14 protein-coding genes are annotated in these 15,612 nt (G+C 38.9%); 4 read left to right on the top strand and 10 right to left on the bottom strand.

Annotated features, from left to right (window positions below; genetic code table 11):
• Window positions 1-360 precede the first annotated feature (360 nt).
• Window positions 361-897 carry an RNA methyltransferase gene (locus ACT29I_RS07335; RefSeq protein ID WP_444793095.1) on the bottom strand — a complete coding sequence of 179 codons (537 nt, stop codon included), beginning with the start codon at window positions 895-897 and terminating at the stop codon, window positions 361-363.
• A 117-nt stretch (window positions 898-1,014) separates the two neighbouring features.
• Between ACT29I_RS07335 and sucC the strand changes: the two genes are divergently transcribed.
• A complete protein-coding gene (gene sucC, locus ACT29I_RS07330; protein ID WP_444793094.1) occupies window positions 1,015-2,205 on the top strand; it encodes an ADP-forming succinate--CoA ligase subunit beta in 1,191 nt (396 codons plus the stop codon).
• A 73-nt stretch (window positions 2,206-2,278) separates the two neighbouring features.
• On the opposite strand, the gene ACT29I_RS07325 is transcribed toward sucC, so the two are convergent.
• Window positions 2,279-3,238, bottom strand: coding sequence for a GDP-mannose 4,6-dehydratase (locus tag ACT29I_RS07325; protein WP_430934853.1), 960 nt, complete (start codon window positions 3,236-3,238; stop codon window positions 2,279-2,281).
• 376 nt (window positions 3,239-3,614) lie between these two features.
• Between ACT29I_RS07325 and lepA the strand changes: the two genes are divergently transcribed.
• Window positions 3,615-5,402 (top strand): translation elongation factor 4, encoded by a 1,788-nt coding sequence (gene lepA, locus ACT29I_RS07320; RefSeq protein WP_430934854.1) that lies wholly within the window; start codon window positions 3,615-3,617, stop codon window positions 5,400-5,402.
• A 256-nt stretch (window positions 5,403-5,658) separates the two neighbouring features.
• Here lepA and rprY read toward each other — a convergent pair whose 3' ends face one another.
• From rprY to ACT29I_RS07295, 5 genes are all read right to left on the bottom strand, one after another.
• Window positions 5,659-6,342 carry a response regulator transcription factor RprY gene (gene rprY / locus ACT29I_RS07315; protein ID WP_430934855.1) on the bottom strand — a complete coding sequence of 228 codons (684 nt, stop codon included), beginning with the start codon at window positions 6,340-6,342 and terminating at the stop codon, window positions 5,659-5,661.
• The gene (locus ACT29I_RS07310) at window positions 6,315-7,925 is read right to left on the bottom strand and encodes a sensor histidine kinase (protein ID WP_430934856.1); all 1,611 of its coding nucleotides are present in this window, start codon (window positions 7,923-7,925) and stop codon (window positions 6,315-6,317) included. Before ACT29I_RS07310 ends, rprY begins: the two co-directional genes overlap by 28 nt.
• 174 nt (window positions 7,926-8,099) lie before the next feature.
• The gene (gene rnc / locus ACT29I_RS07305; protein WP_444793093.1) at window positions 8,100-8,843 is read right to left on the bottom strand and encodes a ribonuclease III; all 744 of its coding nucleotides are present in this window, start codon (window positions 8,841-8,843) and stop codon (window positions 8,100-8,102) included.
• A gap of 6 nt (window positions 8,844-8,849) precedes the next feature.
• Window positions 8,850-10,097: a beta-ketoacyl-ACP synthase II gene (gene fabF / locus ACT29I_RS07300; RefSeq protein ID WP_444793092.1), complete on the bottom strand. Its 1,248-nt coding sequence runs from the start codon at window positions 10,095-10,097 to the stop codon at window positions 8,850-8,852.
• Window positions 10,098-10,135: 38 nt separating this feature from the next.
• Window positions 10,136-10,372, bottom strand: coding sequence for an acyl carrier protein (locus tag ACT29I_RS07295; RefSeq protein WP_027470525.1), 237 nt, complete (start codon window positions 10,370-10,372; stop codon window positions 10,136-10,138).
• A gap of 172 nt (window positions 10,373-10,544) precedes the next feature.
• On the opposite strand from ACT29I_RS07295, the gene purN reads away from it, so the two are divergent.
• A complete protein-coding gene (gene purN / locus ACT29I_RS07290) occupies window positions 10,545-11,135 on the top strand; it encodes a phosphoribosylglycinamide formyltransferase (RefSeq protein ID WP_430934859.1) in 591 nt (196 codons plus the stop codon).
• A 134-nt stretch (window positions 11,136-11,269) separates the two neighbouring features.
• Window positions 11,270-11,998: a DUF169 domain-containing protein gene (locus ACT29I_RS07285; protein WP_444793091.1), complete on the top strand. Its 729-nt coding sequence runs from the start codon at window positions 11,270-11,272 to the stop codon at window positions 11,996-11,998.
• A gap of 195 nt (window positions 11,999-12,193) precedes the next feature.
• Here ACT29I_RS07285 and ACT29I_RS07280 read toward each other — a convergent pair whose 3' ends face one another.
• The 3 genes from ACT29I_RS07280 to ACT29I_RS07270 all read right to left on the bottom strand — a co-directional run bounded on the left by ACT29I_RS07280 (window position 12,194) and on the right by ACT29I_RS07270 (window position 15,375).
• On the bottom strand, window positions 12,194-13,468 hold the full coding sequence (locus ACT29I_RS07280) for a peptidoglycan DD-metalloendopeptidase family protein (RefSeq protein WP_444793090.1): 1,275 nt from the start codon (window positions 13,466-13,468) through the stop codon (window positions 12,194-12,196).
• Between the two features lie 130 nt (window positions 13,469-13,598).
• On the bottom strand, window positions 13,599-14,459 hold the full coding sequence (locus ACT29I_RS07275; protein WP_444793089.1) for a YitT family protein: 861 nt from the start codon (window positions 14,457-14,459) through the stop codon (window positions 13,599-13,601).
• A gap of 55 nt (window positions 14,460-14,514) precedes the next feature.
• Entirely contained in the window at window positions 14,515-15,375 is an 861-nt protein-coding gene (locus ACT29I_RS07270) for a YitT family protein (RefSeq protein WP_430934863.1), read from the bottom strand.
• Window positions 15,376-15,612 lie beyond the last annotated feature (237 nt).

Below are 15,612 nucleotides of genomic sequence, written 5' to 3'. Positions count from 1 at the left end.
AAGTCCTGTAGCCCGATAAAGTTCTTTAAATTTTCAAAATATATAAAACAAGAACTTAGGGCGGTGGTTCATGTTTGTAATGTGTTTTCGTGCTGGTTCTCAGACACTTTTTGTGAAATTGCAGACTCTTTCACAATTGAAAAGAGATTGAAAAAACAAACGCATCCAGAAATAATTAATTTAATTTTTAATGGCTAAAGTTAACGGCTATGGAAAGTAATCGGGACATGTTATGCCTCGTTTCAGTAATGCGTTGTTTTATTGTACTTGCAATGCTCATGACGAACCTCCAATATATAATCCGGGTTTAACCATTACGACCATTCAATAGTTCTGAAATTCCGATATGCGTTAAGTGGATTATACCAAACCCCTAATCCACTTTGCCGCTTCCCAAAGCACGATACCTGCACTTACACTAATATTCAATGAATGTTTGGTGCCAAATTGAGGTATCTCGATACAACCATCGGAACTGTCAATTACAGCTTGCTGAACACCTTTTACTTCATTTCCAAATACGAGTGCTATCTTCTCGTTTATTTGTGGCTTAAAGTCAAGTAATGAGGTGCTTCCACGGGCTTGTTCAACACAATATACTTTATAGCCTTCAGCTTGTAAGTCAACAACTGACTTATTTGTGTCTTCGTGGTAGCTCCAGTTCATGGAATCTTCGGCCCCCAAGGCAGTTTTATGTATGTCATTATGAGGTGGAGTTGGTGTAATTCCGCACAAGTATATTTCTTCCAGGCATAAAGCATCCGAAGTTCTAAAAACGGAGCCAACGTTATTCAGGCTTCTCACGTTATCCAATATGGCGATAAGGGGAGTTTTTTCGGTTTCTTTGAACTCTTCTACGCTTAGTCTGTTTAGTTCTTTGTTTCGCAGTTTTCTCATGAAATAATTATTTATCGTACAAAAATAAACATTTTGAACGTTTTATTTCTGCATCCAAAATTGTACATTACACTAGTCTTAAAATTAGGTGTATAACCTTTTAAAATTAAATCTACCATGAATATACACGAATATCAAGGTCAGGAGATCCTAAAAAGATACGGCGTTCGCGTTTCTGAAGGAATCGTTGCAGATAATCCGGATGGCGCTGTTAAGGCAGCCAAGAGATTAACCCAAAAAACAGGGACGGACATATGGGTTGTAAAGGCTCAGATTCATGCCGGGGGTAGAGGAAAAGGTGGAGGTGTTAAAGTGGCCAAATCTTTGGATGAGGTTAAAGCTCTGACTAAGCAGATTTTAGGCATGCAGTTGGTTACACATCAAACCGGTCCGGAAGGTAAGAGAGTTAATAAGGTATTGATTGCGCAAAACGTGTTTTATCCCGGTGAATCTGAACCTGAGGAATATTATATGAGCGTGTTACTCAATAGAAACACAGGCAGGAACATTATCATGTATTCTACCGAAGGAGGAATGGATATTGAGAAAGTGGCAGAGGAGACCCCGCATCTAATTTATAAGGAAGAAATTGATCCAGCTACCGGTGTGTTGCCATTTCAGGCAAGAAGAATAGCTTTTAACCTGGGCTTATCAGGAAAGGCATTTAAAGAAATGACCCAATTTGTGCCCGCTTTGTATAAAGCGTATGAAGGCGCTGATGCTTCGTTGGTGGAAATAAATCCGGTATTAAAAACATCCGATGATTTAATTATGGCCATCGACGCCAAATTAAATATCGACGATAACGCGTTGTACAGGCATGCCGATATTGCCGAAATGCGTGATTTAAGCGAAGAGGATCCCGCTGAAATAGAAGCCTCCAAGCATAGCCTGAATTTTGTGAAGCTGGATGGCAATGTGGGTTGTATGGTAAACGGCGCGGGTCTGGCCATGGCCACCATGGATATTATTAAACTATCTGGAGGGGATCCGGCCAACTTTTTAGATGTAGGGGGTGGCGCCAATGCACAAACCGTTGAGGCAGGTCTGAAAATCATCTTGTCCGATCCCAATGTAACTGCTATACTCATCAATATTTTTGGCGGGATAGTTCGCTGTGACAGGGTAGCCAATGGCGTAGTTGAGGCTTATAAAAAGATAGGCGAAATCAATGTTCCCATAATCGTGCGATTACAAGGTACCAATGCGGAAGGCGGTAAAAAAATAATAGATGAGTCAGGATTGAAAGTGTACTCGGCTATTACCCTTAAGGAAGCTTCAGACCTGGTTCAGGAGCTCGTCGGTTAATTTATAAGTCTGCCGTTTTCAGTCTACAGCCATATTGTATGCTGTAGACTGCTTACGCTGAACTCCTGAATGCCTACTTAGTGGCCATGTGCCAATGTACAAAAGCCTTTAACCCTTCCTTTAACGAAGTTTTTGGTTCGTAACCAATCATCTTTTGGGCTTTGCTGATATCTGCGTAAGTAATATCTACATCGCCTGGTTGCATGGGTAGTTGTTCAATGATAAGGTTTTGCCCCGTGACTTCTGCAAGGGTATTAATCAGCTCCATCAGTTTGATCGGCGAATTATTCCCAAGGTTCATATTCTCAAATACACCATCATTGTTTTTAATATACTCTATAGATTTAATAATTCCTGAAACGATATCATGTACAAAAGTGTAATCTCTGGCTGTTGACCCATCTCCATACATCGGTATGGATTTACCCTCGTATAACAAGCGGGTGAATTTGTTGATGGCCAAATCGGGGCGTTGGCGGGGGCCAAAAACGGTAAAAAATCTTACATTAATAAAATCTAAACCGTACAGGTGGTGGTAGGTATGGTTTAAAAGTTCACATGATTTTTTCGAAAAGGCATAGGGCGAAATAGGCATAGATACATCCGCATCCTCGTTCCAGGGAGTATCAGGTATATTGCCATAAACAGAAGAAGAACTGGCAAACACCATTTTTTTTGTGCCCGTATCTTTCATTAAGTCCACCAGGATTCTAGTGGCGCTAATATTGTAATCGATATAACTCTGCGGATTTTCAATAGATGGACGCACGCCCGCTTTGGCAGCAAGGTGTACAATGCAATCAAATTTCTCTTCAAGTTTTTCGCGAACCAGCGTTTCGTTACACAAATTTAATTCGTGAAAAGTAAAGTTGGGATGAGCGGAAAACTCTGATAGATTATCTTCTTTTAATTTTCTACTGTAATAAGGGTCAAAATTATCTATTCCTACCACTTGATAACCATTTTTTAAAAGTGTTTCCGATAAATGCGAACCGATAAATCCGGCACAACCTGTTACTAATATCTTGCTCATGAACCATTGATTTTGTGCAAAGATATATATATCTGCTGGCGACAAAATTTTATTTGATGTAAAAAGTAATTTTTTAGGGCTTATTGTTAACCATATAATAGTATATTTAGGATATGGGCTATTGATGGCAGGTCTATTGCTTTAAACATTGCATATACAAAATGCTTTGTAATATGTGTTTTCAAGTTATCCACAGATTTAATTGCCTCGCGTTTCCCTTATGGGTGACATTTGCCTTTTAATGGTGAATTCCCTGATATTGATAGTCAAAAATGAATTTAAATTAGAATGATTTGAATATCTTTGCCAATTCATATGGAGGGCAATTGCCCTTTAGTTTAGCAAGATAAATTTACGAGTACGGGAATATCATATTATGAAGAATATAAGAAACTTTTGTATTATTGCTCATATCGACCACGGAAAGAGTACTTTGGCCGATCGTCTGTTGGAATTTACCTCCACCGTTTCGGAGAGGGATGCACAAGAACAGGTGTTGGACGATATGGACATTGAAAGGGAGAGGGGAATCACGATTAAGAGTCATGCCATCCAAATGGATTATGAGTTGAACGGTGAGAAATATGTGCTTAATTTAATTGATACTCCCGGACATGTCGACTTTTCCTATGAGGTATCCCGTTCCATAGCGGCTTGCGAAGGTGCCCTTTTAATCGTAGACTCAACTCAGGGGATACAGGCACAAACGATATCCAATTTATATCAGGCTATTGAGCACGACTTGCACATTATTCCTGTCATGAATAAAATGGACTTGCCCAACGCCATGCCCGATGAAGTTGAAGACCAGATTATTGATTTGATTGGAGGCGATCGGGAAGATATTATTAGAGCCAGCGGAAAAACTGGGCAAGGAGTGGATGAAATATTACAAGCTATTGTTGATAAAGTTCCCCCACCGTTAGGTGAGCCCAAGGATCCGTTGCAGTGTTTGATTTTCGATTCGGTATTTAATTCTTTTCGAGGAATTATTGCCTACTTTAAAGTGGTGAACGGAGAAATCCATAAAGGAGACCTGGTTAAGTTTATGGCCACAGGTAAACAATATAATGCAGATGAGATTGGAGTGCTTCGTTTGGATATGGAGCCGCGGAAAGTACTTGGGACAGGGGATGTCGGTTATATTATATCCGGAATAAAAACCAGCAAAGAAGTAAAAGTAGGGGATACCATCACACATGTAAAGGGTGGTTGTGAAAGTCGTATCGAAGGATTTGAAGAGGTAAAACCAATGGTTTTCGCGGGAGTTTATCCTATTGATAGTGACGACTATGAAGATTTGCGTGCTTCCATGGAGAAACTTCAGTTGAATGATGCCTCACTCACGTTTGAGCCGGAGTCGTCGGCAGCGTTGGGCTTCGGTTTCCGTTGCGGTTTCCTGGGAATGCTTCATATGGAAATCATCCAGGAGCGTTTGGATAGGGAGTTTGATATGAACGTGATTACCACCGTACCTAACGTTCCGTATATTGTCCATACTAAAAAGGGTGAAGAAATGGAGGTGCATAACCCTTCGGGACTTCCGGAACCAACCGTTGTCGATAGAATCGATGAACCGTATATCCATGCTCAAATCATCACCAAGTCCGAGTTTATCGGTCAAATAATGACCTTGTGTCTGGCCAAGAGAGGGGAGCTGGTTAAACAGGATTATTTGACCTCTGACAGGGTTGAGCTAAATTATAACATGCCCCTGGCAGAGATCGTATTCGACTTTTATGACAAGTTGAAAAGTATTTCGAAAGGGTATGCCTCATTCGATTATTATTCAACAGGTTTTAAGCCAGCCAAACTGATAAAGTTGGATATTTTATTGAATGGGGAAAGTGTTGATGCATTATCTACCCTTATTCATTTCGATAATGCCTATACGCTAGGACGCAGGATGTGCGAAAAACTAAAGGAATTGATTCCTCGTCAGCAGTTTGATATTGCTATCCAGGCCGCTATTGGGACTAAAATAATAGCGCGTGAAACCGTTAAAGCGGTGCGTAAAGATGTTACGGCGAAATGTTACGGAGGTGATATCAGTCGGAAGCGTAAGCTGTTGGAGAAGCAGAAAAAAGGTAAGAAGCGTATGAAACAGGTAGGTAACGTTGAAGTGCCACAAAAAGCCTTCTTGGCCGTTTTGAAGCTAGATTAAGTTCGAAACCACGAATATAAATAAAAATGAAATTACCGCGTAATTAACTTTATTGTTGGTAGCACCTATTGTTTGTAGGAGCGTTAAATGTGTATTGTTAAAAATACGAATCGCCTGTTTCTTATTTTCCCGTTTTTATTTGGGGTATCAAAAAATCCGATAACACAAAAAACGTCCGATACTAGCGTGTATCGGACGTTTTTGTTTATACCTTTTCGTTCATCAGCTAATGATGTGAATTATCAAGGATGTCGGATTACATGACAAGCTTGTATCCTTTTCCGTGAACGTTGATAATTTCAACAGAGGTTTCCTCTTTGAGATGTTTCCTTAGCTTGGTAATGTACACATCCATGCTTCGGGCATTGAAGTAGTTATCGTCTACCCAAATGGTTTTTAGCGCAAAATTTCGCTCTAAAACCTTATTGGCGTTGTTGCAAAGTAACTTCAATAATTCAGACTCTTTGGTCGTTAGTTTAACAATTTCTTCACCATCAATAAGCTGCTGCTTTTGGGTATCGAACTTGTATTTGCCCAATTGATACACATCTTGTATCGCATTCGTTCCTTTAGTCCTTCTGATAATGGCTTCCAATCTAAAAAGAAGTTCTTCCATACTGAAAGGTTTGGTGATATAATCATCCGCACCAATCTTAAAGCCTTGAAAAACATCCTCTTTCATAGACTTGGCCGTTAGGAAGATAATTGGAATATCCGCATTGATTAAACGGATGTCCTTGGCCAGTGTAAAACCATCTTTTTTAGGCATCATTACATCCAAAACACAAAGGTCGTACGTGTTTGCCGTAAATGCTTTGTAAGCTTCTTCTCCATCCGGACAAAGATCTGTTTCGTATCCTTTAGCTTCCAGGTATTCGCGCAATAGCATACCCAGGTTTTCATCATCTTCCGCTAAAAGAAGTTTGTATTCTTTTTCCATTCTTTTGTGCTTTTTATCGGTAAAAAGATTTCAAATTTTGTTCCTACATTTAATTCGCTTTCTGCAACAATGTTACCTCCGTGGTCGTCCACAATCTTCTTTACGTATGCCAAACCTAATCCGAAACCCTTAACGTTATGCACGTTACCTGTAGGAACCCGGTAGAATTTTTCGAAGATGCGACTAAGGTTCTCTTTAGAGATCCCCATTCCATTGTCTTTTACGGAAATGATAACCCCATTGTTTTTGTTCCAGGTTTTAACCTGCAATATAGGGATGCCTTTTCTGTATTTAAAAGCGTTGTCAAATAAATTATAAATCACATTGGTAAAATGTACCTCGTCCACATAAACCGTGCTGTTTTTCGCGTCCAGGCTTTCAATTATTTTACCTTTCTTATTTTCTACTTTGAGCTTAAAGTTAGTAGAAACATTGTGAATTAATTGGTTTATATCTAATTTTTTTATTTTCAGCCCCGATTTTCCCTTGTCAAAGATGGCCATCTGAAGAACCTTTTCTACCTGAAAGCTTAACCTCTTGCTCTCGTCCTGTATAACCCCGGAAATATGCTGCAAGGTTTTTGGCGTTTTAGCAACACTCGGATCTTTCAGCATTTGGGAGGCTAAGGATATGGTGGATATCGGGGTTTTAAATTCGTGCGTCATGTTGTTGATGAAGTCGTTTTTGATTTCATCCAGTCTTTTTTGCCTAAAAATAATCATGATAGTGATGATGGATGTAAAAATCATCACCAGGGTGAACGCGGCGGACGGTATAAAAGTCCCGATTGATTGTATCATGAAATTAGGTCTTTCGGAAAAATATAGGTTTAAATGATGCGCCTCAGGATGTGGGTCGTTCGGGAACAGGTATTTCTGATAAATTGTTTTGGATGCATTGGGCTTAAATCCTGTAGTGGCCATTGCCATTTTTCCTTTTCCGTCGAAAATAGCAAACTCAAATTGAAGGGTGATTCCCCTGTCTTCCAATTGTTTCATCAACAACACATCCACCTTCTCCCGGTCAATGCGTTCCGAGATAGATCTTTTAGGGAAAAAAGTATTCAGAATCATTTCCGCTTTGTCTTCCACTTTCGATTTGAGTTCATCCTGAATACTTAGCAAAGCACTCGTTAAAGGGCCAAACTTACTGGATCGGGTCGATATTGGTGAGCGGTTATCCAGGCTAAATATTAACGAATCTTCATTGAAGGTCTGCAAGGTAGTGCTGATATATTTGTCTTGCATTTGAAACTTAAACGAGAATTCCAATATTTCGTCTTCACTCAAAGCGTTATCCGGATTGTTATTGAAATACTTTGGGTCCCGTTGCAGGTTTTTGGGTAGCGCTTTAGATGCTTGTATTTTCTTTCTGTATTCTTTCTTTATAAATGCGGCTAGCTCAGAGTTTTCCTCGCGTTCAAGCTTTTCAATAACCTTGGTCATTGCCTGATTCACCAGCTTATCAAACTCTTGTTCTTTTCTTTTGCTGTCATTTTTCATCCAAAGCGTTTGGATATAGATGATACCGCCAAGGCTTGCCGCTATGATAAATGATAAAAGATATATGTATTTTTTATTCATTTCTGTCCTTTCATTGTTGGTAGGCCTTTGTTTAAAGGTTTGCGTTGTTAATTTAAAAGGCTTACAATATTGGGTATTCCGCTCATGAACGTTGATCGGAAAAGTTATCGCAATATAGTTATTTGCACTTTAAAATGACAATAATAATGTGTGTTAAGTTGTTGGTTGGATCAATTATTGCAAATCGTTTTTTCTAATAGAAACATTTTGTAGCGCTTCCATTGCCGCGTTTTGCTGCGATTCTTTTTTTGATGATCCCTCGCCACGGCCAAATACTATGTTTTCTATTTCAACCGATGATACAAATAACGGAGCGTGATCCAACGTGCCCGGTATTTCATCCGTTATAAATTGCACGTCCTTTTTATGTTTTTGCCCCCACTCAATTAACATGGATTTGAAATTATTGTCTTTGCTGGCTATTTCGTTCAGGTTAACAAAAGGGATCAGAATTTTTTTCAAGATAAACTTGCGGCATTTCTGGTAACCGCAATCCACAAAAATGGCTCCGATTAATGCTTCCAATGCATCTCCCGGGATATTCGTTATTTCAAGAGAAATTTTGGATTGGGATGTGATTATATTGTTTAAGCCTATTTTATTGGCTGTTTCGTTTAAAAAAGCACGGTTTACGATTTTTGACCGGGTTTTTGTCAGGAAACCTTCGTTTACATCGGGGTATTTGTTGTACAATTCTTGCGCAACAATAGCGCCTAGCATTGCATCACCTAAAAACTCCAGGCGCTCATTGTTAATAACTTGACCGTTATTTTTCTTTTTCATGGCAGATTTATGAACCAAGGACAATTCATAAATCCCCAGGTTATTGGGGCAGAAGCCGATTACAGACCTTAATAACAAATAAAGCCTTCTCCGGTCGGGAGAAAGCTTTATTATGTTCAATAATGTTTTTAACACAATCGATTAAATTGCTTTAAATATAACAGATGCATTATGACCTCCAAAACCAAAGGTATTTGAAAGCGCTGCTTTAACCTCTCTTTTTTGAGCTTTGTTATATGTCATGTTTAATTTAGGATCAATTTCCGGATCATCGGTAAAGTGGTTGATGGTAGGAGGAACAATGCCGTACTTAATAGCAAGGATACAAGCAATTGATTCTATCGCACCAGCAGCACCTAACAGGTGACCAGTCATTGATTTTGTTGAGCTGATGTTTAATTCGTACGCATGCGCACCAAACACTTCTTTAATCGCTAATGTTTCTGCGATGTCACCTCGGGGGGTGGCAGTGCCATGGACATTGATATAGTCGATTTCTTCGGCTTTCATATCGTTATCCTTTAACGCCATTTTCATCACATTTTTGGCACCCAGTCCTTCAGGATGTGGTGCTGTGAGGTGATGGGCATCGGCTGTCATTCCGGTACCAACTACTTCGCAGTATATTTTGGCACCGCGGGCAACGGCATGTTCATATTCTTCAAGAATTAAAGATGCTCCACCTTCTCCCATAACAAAACCATCGCGGTCTTTGTCGAAAGGTCGAGAAGCGGTAGCCGGATCTTCGTTTCGTGTAGAACATGCTTGCATCGCGTTAAAGCCGCCCATGCCAGCTTCACTGATAGCAGCTTCAGAACCTCCGGTTACAAAGGCTTTTGCTTTGCCTAAACGGATTAGGTTGTATGCATCGCCAATCGCATTGGTAGAGGATGCACAAGCTGAAACCGTGTTGAAATTGGGTCCCCTGAATCCATATTTCATTGAAATTTGACCAGCGGCAATATCACCGATCATCATGGGTATAAAAAATGGGCTGAAACGTGGCGTGCCATTGCCTTCCACAAAGCCCTTAACCTCTTTTGTAAATGTTTGAATTCCACCAATACCGGCACCCCAAATTACGCCTACCTCATCATGGTCGATGCTTTCAGCGTTGATGCCGGAATCTTGAACAGCCTGCTCAGCTGCTATTAAAGCAAACTGAGCAAACATATCAAGTTTTCTTGCCTCTTTACGATCGAAATAATCGTTAGAGTTGTAATTTTTTACTTCGCAAGCAAATTTTGTCTTGAAATTGGTGGCGTCAAATCGAGTAATGGGTGCGGCACCGCTTACTCCTTCAACCAGGTTTTTCCATAGTTCTTCAATGGAATTGCCCAAAGGAGTGATGGCTCCTAATCCCGTTACTACTACTCTTTTTAACTCCATAACTTCGTTTAAAGTGTAAACTTCGTTTTTAATTTAGCTTACTTAGCGTTTTCCTCTATATAAGAGACGGCATCACCAACTGTGCCAATGTTTTCTGCTTGATCATCAGGAATTGCGATGTTAAATTCCTTTTCAAACTCCATGATCAACTCAACAGTGTCAAGAGAGTCAGCTCCTAAATCATTTGTGAAGCTTGCTTCAGTTGTAACTTCGGTTTCGTCAACTCCTAGTTTGTCTACGATGATTGCTTTTACTCTTGATGCAATGTCAGACATAGCTTTTAATTTTAAGTTAATATTTAAAATTTATTGATTAAAATAACTTTGCAAAGGAAAAAAAATCAGGATAATCAGCCAAATAATATTTCAATAAAATCATTCCGGGGCGTTTTTTTTCTATTTTTGGGACATATAAAATCTACAGTAATAAACCTATAAAATACAGGAAATGAGTAAGGTTGCTATATTCGCTTCGGGTTCGGGAAGTAACGCAGAAAACATTGTAAATTATTTTAAAGGAAGGCTTAATTCAAGCGATTTTCACTTTTTTACGAACAACAGCAAAGCTTATGTCAACGAACGGGCGCTAAAATTGGGTGTTAACTTAACCTTATTTTCGCGTGAAGAGTTTTATAATTCGGATAAAATTATCGAAGTTTTAAAAGAGGAGGCATGCGAACTTATCGTGCTTGCAGGTTTTCTGTGGTTAATTCCAGAAAATTTTGTCGAGGCATTTAAAGGACGTATTATTAATATTCATCCGGCTTTATTGCCTAAATTTGGGGGCAAAGGAATGTACGGCAAACGCATACATGAAGCGGTTGTGGATAATAAGGAAACGGAGACCGGTATTACAATTCATTATGTTGATAGTAATTACGACGAAGGAAAGATTATTAAGCAGGTAACATGCAGGGTGTTGCCAACAGATACAGCTACAGATGTGGAAGCCAAAGTTCACGAACTGGAATATGAGCATTACCCGAAAGTTATAGCGGAGATGCTCAGTCAACATTCATCAGTGGGAAGTCAACAGTAACAGTGATCGGAATGTATGATTTTTATACTGATGACGAACACTCATTGTTTAGTTGACTACCACCCTTTGACCAATGTATGATTAGCTATATGCGTTTTTTATAACCAGTATTAATTTTTATATTCAAAAAAAAAATGTCTACACTTTTAGATTCCACCTATATTAGCGATAAACTGGATATCGACCTACCGTTAATTGGAGTTTACGATGCGCCTCATGACGCTATGATGGATAGGGTAATTGAACCGGTAGCTCACCGGAGAACTTGTATTTTTGCTTATTTTAACGCATGGATGCGCGGACAGACATTGAAATTAACTTCCATGAATTTTGGATGCAAGGGAAGCGGTTATTGGTTGTTCGGGAAAGAAACCAGAGATCGGGAGGAACTTGTTGATTTTTTGGTAGGTGAGGAAGGTTTAAAATGTTCTGGTGAATTGATGGATGATTGGTTGGATGTAACTCCTGCATATAGGTCAAAACACAAGTGTTTATATGTTGGGCCTATTAAAAACTCCATGGTTGAATATTTAAAGTCTGTTACCTTTTTTGTTAACCCGGATCAGTTGAGCGCACTTATTGTTGCAGCCAATTATCATGCCGGCCCCGAAGAGGGCAATCCGGTGGACATCCCGTTTGGCTCAGGGTGTATGCAATTGCTTACTTTGGTGCCGGATAACGAAAAGCCCAAGGCGCTGGTTGGAGCATCGGATTTGGCCATGCGTAAATACCTTCCAAACAATTTACTGGCTTTTACAGTAAATGTAAGAATGTTTGATAGGCTTTGCTCTATTGGGCAGGATAGCTTCTTAAATAAACCTTATCTGAAAGATTTAATAGAGTTTAGAAGGTCTACAAAATAGAATGACCGACCGGAACCCATTTAAGCATAACCTGATTCAGGGTTCTCAAATATTTGTTATATACGATTGACTGGCCTGATCTACTCATAAATTTTTCTATTACGAAAATATATGTATTAATCAGGCTAGCTTTCAATATGAGACTTTTAAAGAGTTTGGAGTTCCCTAAAGCATATGCTTACCAGTAATATTTGATCACTGTGCTACCGGAAGAGATAAATTATCGACCGATTGTTTTAGTGGTTTGTAGAATTGTTTGAACCTCTTCATGTCTTCTTTTTTAACGGGTTCTACGGGAGGAGCTTTTACTTTTAAAGGATCGATAGGTTTCCCATTCTTAAATACTCTAAAGTCAAGATGTGGGCCGGTGGATAACCCGGTTGAACCTACATAACCGATTAGATCCCCCTGTTTCACTTTGTCGCCTTTACTAATGCCTTTGGTAAACCCGTTTAAATGCATGTAAACAGTAGTATAAACGCTGTTGTGTTTTATTTTTAGATAATTTCCGCCTCCTTTGGCCTGGTACCCTTTGGCAATTACCCTACCATCACCGATAGAATACACATGAGTTCCTTTTGGGGCAGCATAATCAATGCCATGGTGGGGGCGTCTTATTTTTAAAACGGGATGGTATCTGCTGTGCGAAAAACGACTGCTGATACGTGAGAATTTTAATGGTGCTTTTAAAAATGCCTTGCGCAGGCTATTCCCTTTTTCGTCGAAATAATTGTAAGTTGTACTGTCTTCCATAAAGTTAAAGGCGTAATAATCGTCTCCTCTGTGATGAAAAAGAGCGGCTTCAATAGATCGGATTCCAACGGATGTAGAGTCTACATAATCCTCGGTATACATCACTTTAAAATAATCCCCTTTCTCAATGCCAAAAAAGTCAACCGTCCAGGCATAAATGTCAGATAATTCAAGCGCCAAAACCGGACTAGCGTTATTTTCTGTCATGGCATTCCATAAAGACGATGTAATAATTCCGGTTGCGGTTCTTTGCACTTTTCTTACAGGTTTCTGACCTTTGGTAATGGTTATTGAATCGTTTAGATTGTATACAACATAGTTAATCTTGTCTATCTCATACACAAAATACCGTGCTGTATGTAGCGTGTCATGATCAAGAAAAACATAATACGGATTACCGACTTTTATTTTTCGGACATCGAAGGTGTCTTTACTTTTATGGGCCAATAAGTCAATTTGTTTATAGGGGATATCGTACCTAAGAAGGATGGAAGCCAAAAACTCGTTTCTTTTCACTTTATTGTTTTCTATTACAAAGGAGTCAACAGGCAAGCCAAACATTAAATGGGCCGGTTTAGGTGCTTCAACCAGAGCAAGAGAATCAACAGTTGTTTCGCTTTCTACTTTCTTTTTATCGGGAGTGCAGCTGGCCATAAGTACAACTGCAATAAATAGTAATATGGATACGACGGGTTGGTTTCTTAATGTTATACGCATGATAAATTTTGAAATTGTATTGTGTTATGTTGTTTGATTGCGCAAGTTATTACATCAAACGAATAAATCAAGAAGGAAATTGTTGATTTATGGCAAAAAGACTCAAAATAAAAATAGATAATTAAATTTTCTATCCTTTAATTCTGTCAAATCCTTTTCCAAAAACATTGGATACATTGCCCATGGTCACAAAAGCCTCCGAGTCTATGTCTTTTATGATTTTAAATAATATAGAGGAGGTGCGTTTTTTTGAAATCACCATTAGTATTTTTCTGTGTTCACGGGTATAGCCACCCATACTATCAATCATGGTAACGCCTTTGTTGCCAACAGTCATGATTTTATCCATCATTTCCTCATATTTATCCGTAATGATAAATATTTGTACGGTTTGTTTATTGCCTGATATGACCAAATCTATACAGTAACTAAATATGGCCATGGAGATTAAACCATACATTATTTTTTCTATGTCCTGGAAAACAATGTAGCTCGTGGATATTATTACAATATCAAATGTAAGTAAAAGACGGCCCAGGCTGAAGTTTTTATATTTATTGATAATCATCGCAATGATCTCAGTTCCACCGGTACTTCCCCCATTAATAAATAAAAGGGCTGTGCCACTGCCACCCAGGGCAGCTCCTGTTAGCGTTGCCATAAATATGTCGCTAATTATAGGTTCGGTAAAATATTTGGTCAGCACCGAAAGCATTGTGGAGAATAGCACGATACAATAAACCGTTTTAACTCCATATGAAAACCCCAATTTTTTTAGTGCCAATAAAATTAAAACGATATTAATAGTAAGCGACGTTATACCAATGTCCCAGCCCCATAAAAAATAAAATGTACTTGATAAACCCGTAACACCTCCGCCAATAATATCAGACGGAATAAGAAAACCTGCCCAGCCAAGACTCGAAACGCAAACCGCAAAGGTTAGGAAGATATATGATTTTATTTGGTTAACTATTTTTGTCAATGTCATGAATACTGATTTTTATATCAGGTTAAACAGAGGATAGTTGTTGATGTGCACTAAATTACGCTCTTATCTGATCGAACCCTCTTCCGTATGCGCCGGAAACAGTACCCATGGTTACAAACGCATCCGAATCTATTTCTTTGATTATTCTAAATAAAATAGTTGAAGTTCTTTTCTTGGATATTACCATCAATATTTTCTTTTGATCTCCAGTATACGCACCTACGCCATCCAATATGGTACATCCTTTTTCAGTTCTTGAAATGATGTTTTCTGAGATTTCCTTATATTTTTCACTGATAATAAATAGCTGGACGGTTTGTTTGTTACCTGTAATAACCATATCCACCGCATAGCCAAAAATGGCCATGGTGATAAAGCCGTACATCACAATTTCAATATTATGAAAGACAAAGTATCCGGTAAAAATGATAAATACATCGCACAGCAACAACAATCTGCCCAAGCTGATATTCTTGTATTTATTAATAATCATGGCAATAATGTCCGTTCCGCCTGTGCTCCCCCCATTAATGAAAACTAAACCACCACCGGTTCCGGCAAGAGATGAGCCAATAAGCGTTGCCATAAAGGTGTCTTCGGTAAGCGGAGCCTTAAAATGACGGGTTAAAACCGAAAGCAGTACGCCGAACAAGACAATGCAATATATGCTCTTAATTCCAAATGAAAAGCCGAGAAGCCTTAAGGCCAGAAGCACAAGGATAGTATTGATGGAGATAGAAACCAATCCCACATCCCACCCCCATAAGAAATGGAAAGTACTGGCTAATCCGGTGATTCCCCCTCCGACAATCCCGGCAGGGATAATAAAAGCGGACCATCCCAAAGATGCAATACAAAGAGAAAAAGTCAACATGAAATATGACTTCACTTCCCTGATAACTGTTTGTCGTGACATTGCTGAAAATTTGATAATTATCAGACTTTTGGTCTGTGTTTAAATGCTTAATAAACTTTCGGCAAAGTAAAGTAAAGGTTGTTATAAGAAAATGAAACTATTGTCATGTTTTTCAACAAATTTATTATGATTTTTCTCAGTTATTAGATTTGATTTTCGAAAACCAATCATCTGTCAATAGGCATGGTCATTGGTAATGACACTCTCCGGTATTCAGCTATTTTAGAAGTTGCAGAA

Origin of the sequence: Saccharicrinis sp. GN24d3 (assembly GCF_052400645.1) — a bacterium.
Classification (GTDB): Bacteria; Bacteroidota; Bacteroidia; order Bacteroidales; family Marinilabiliaceae; genus Saccharicrinis.
The sequence above is the reverse complement of the archived record's forward strand: the minus strand, read 5'-3'. Positions and strand labels throughout refer to the sequence as shown.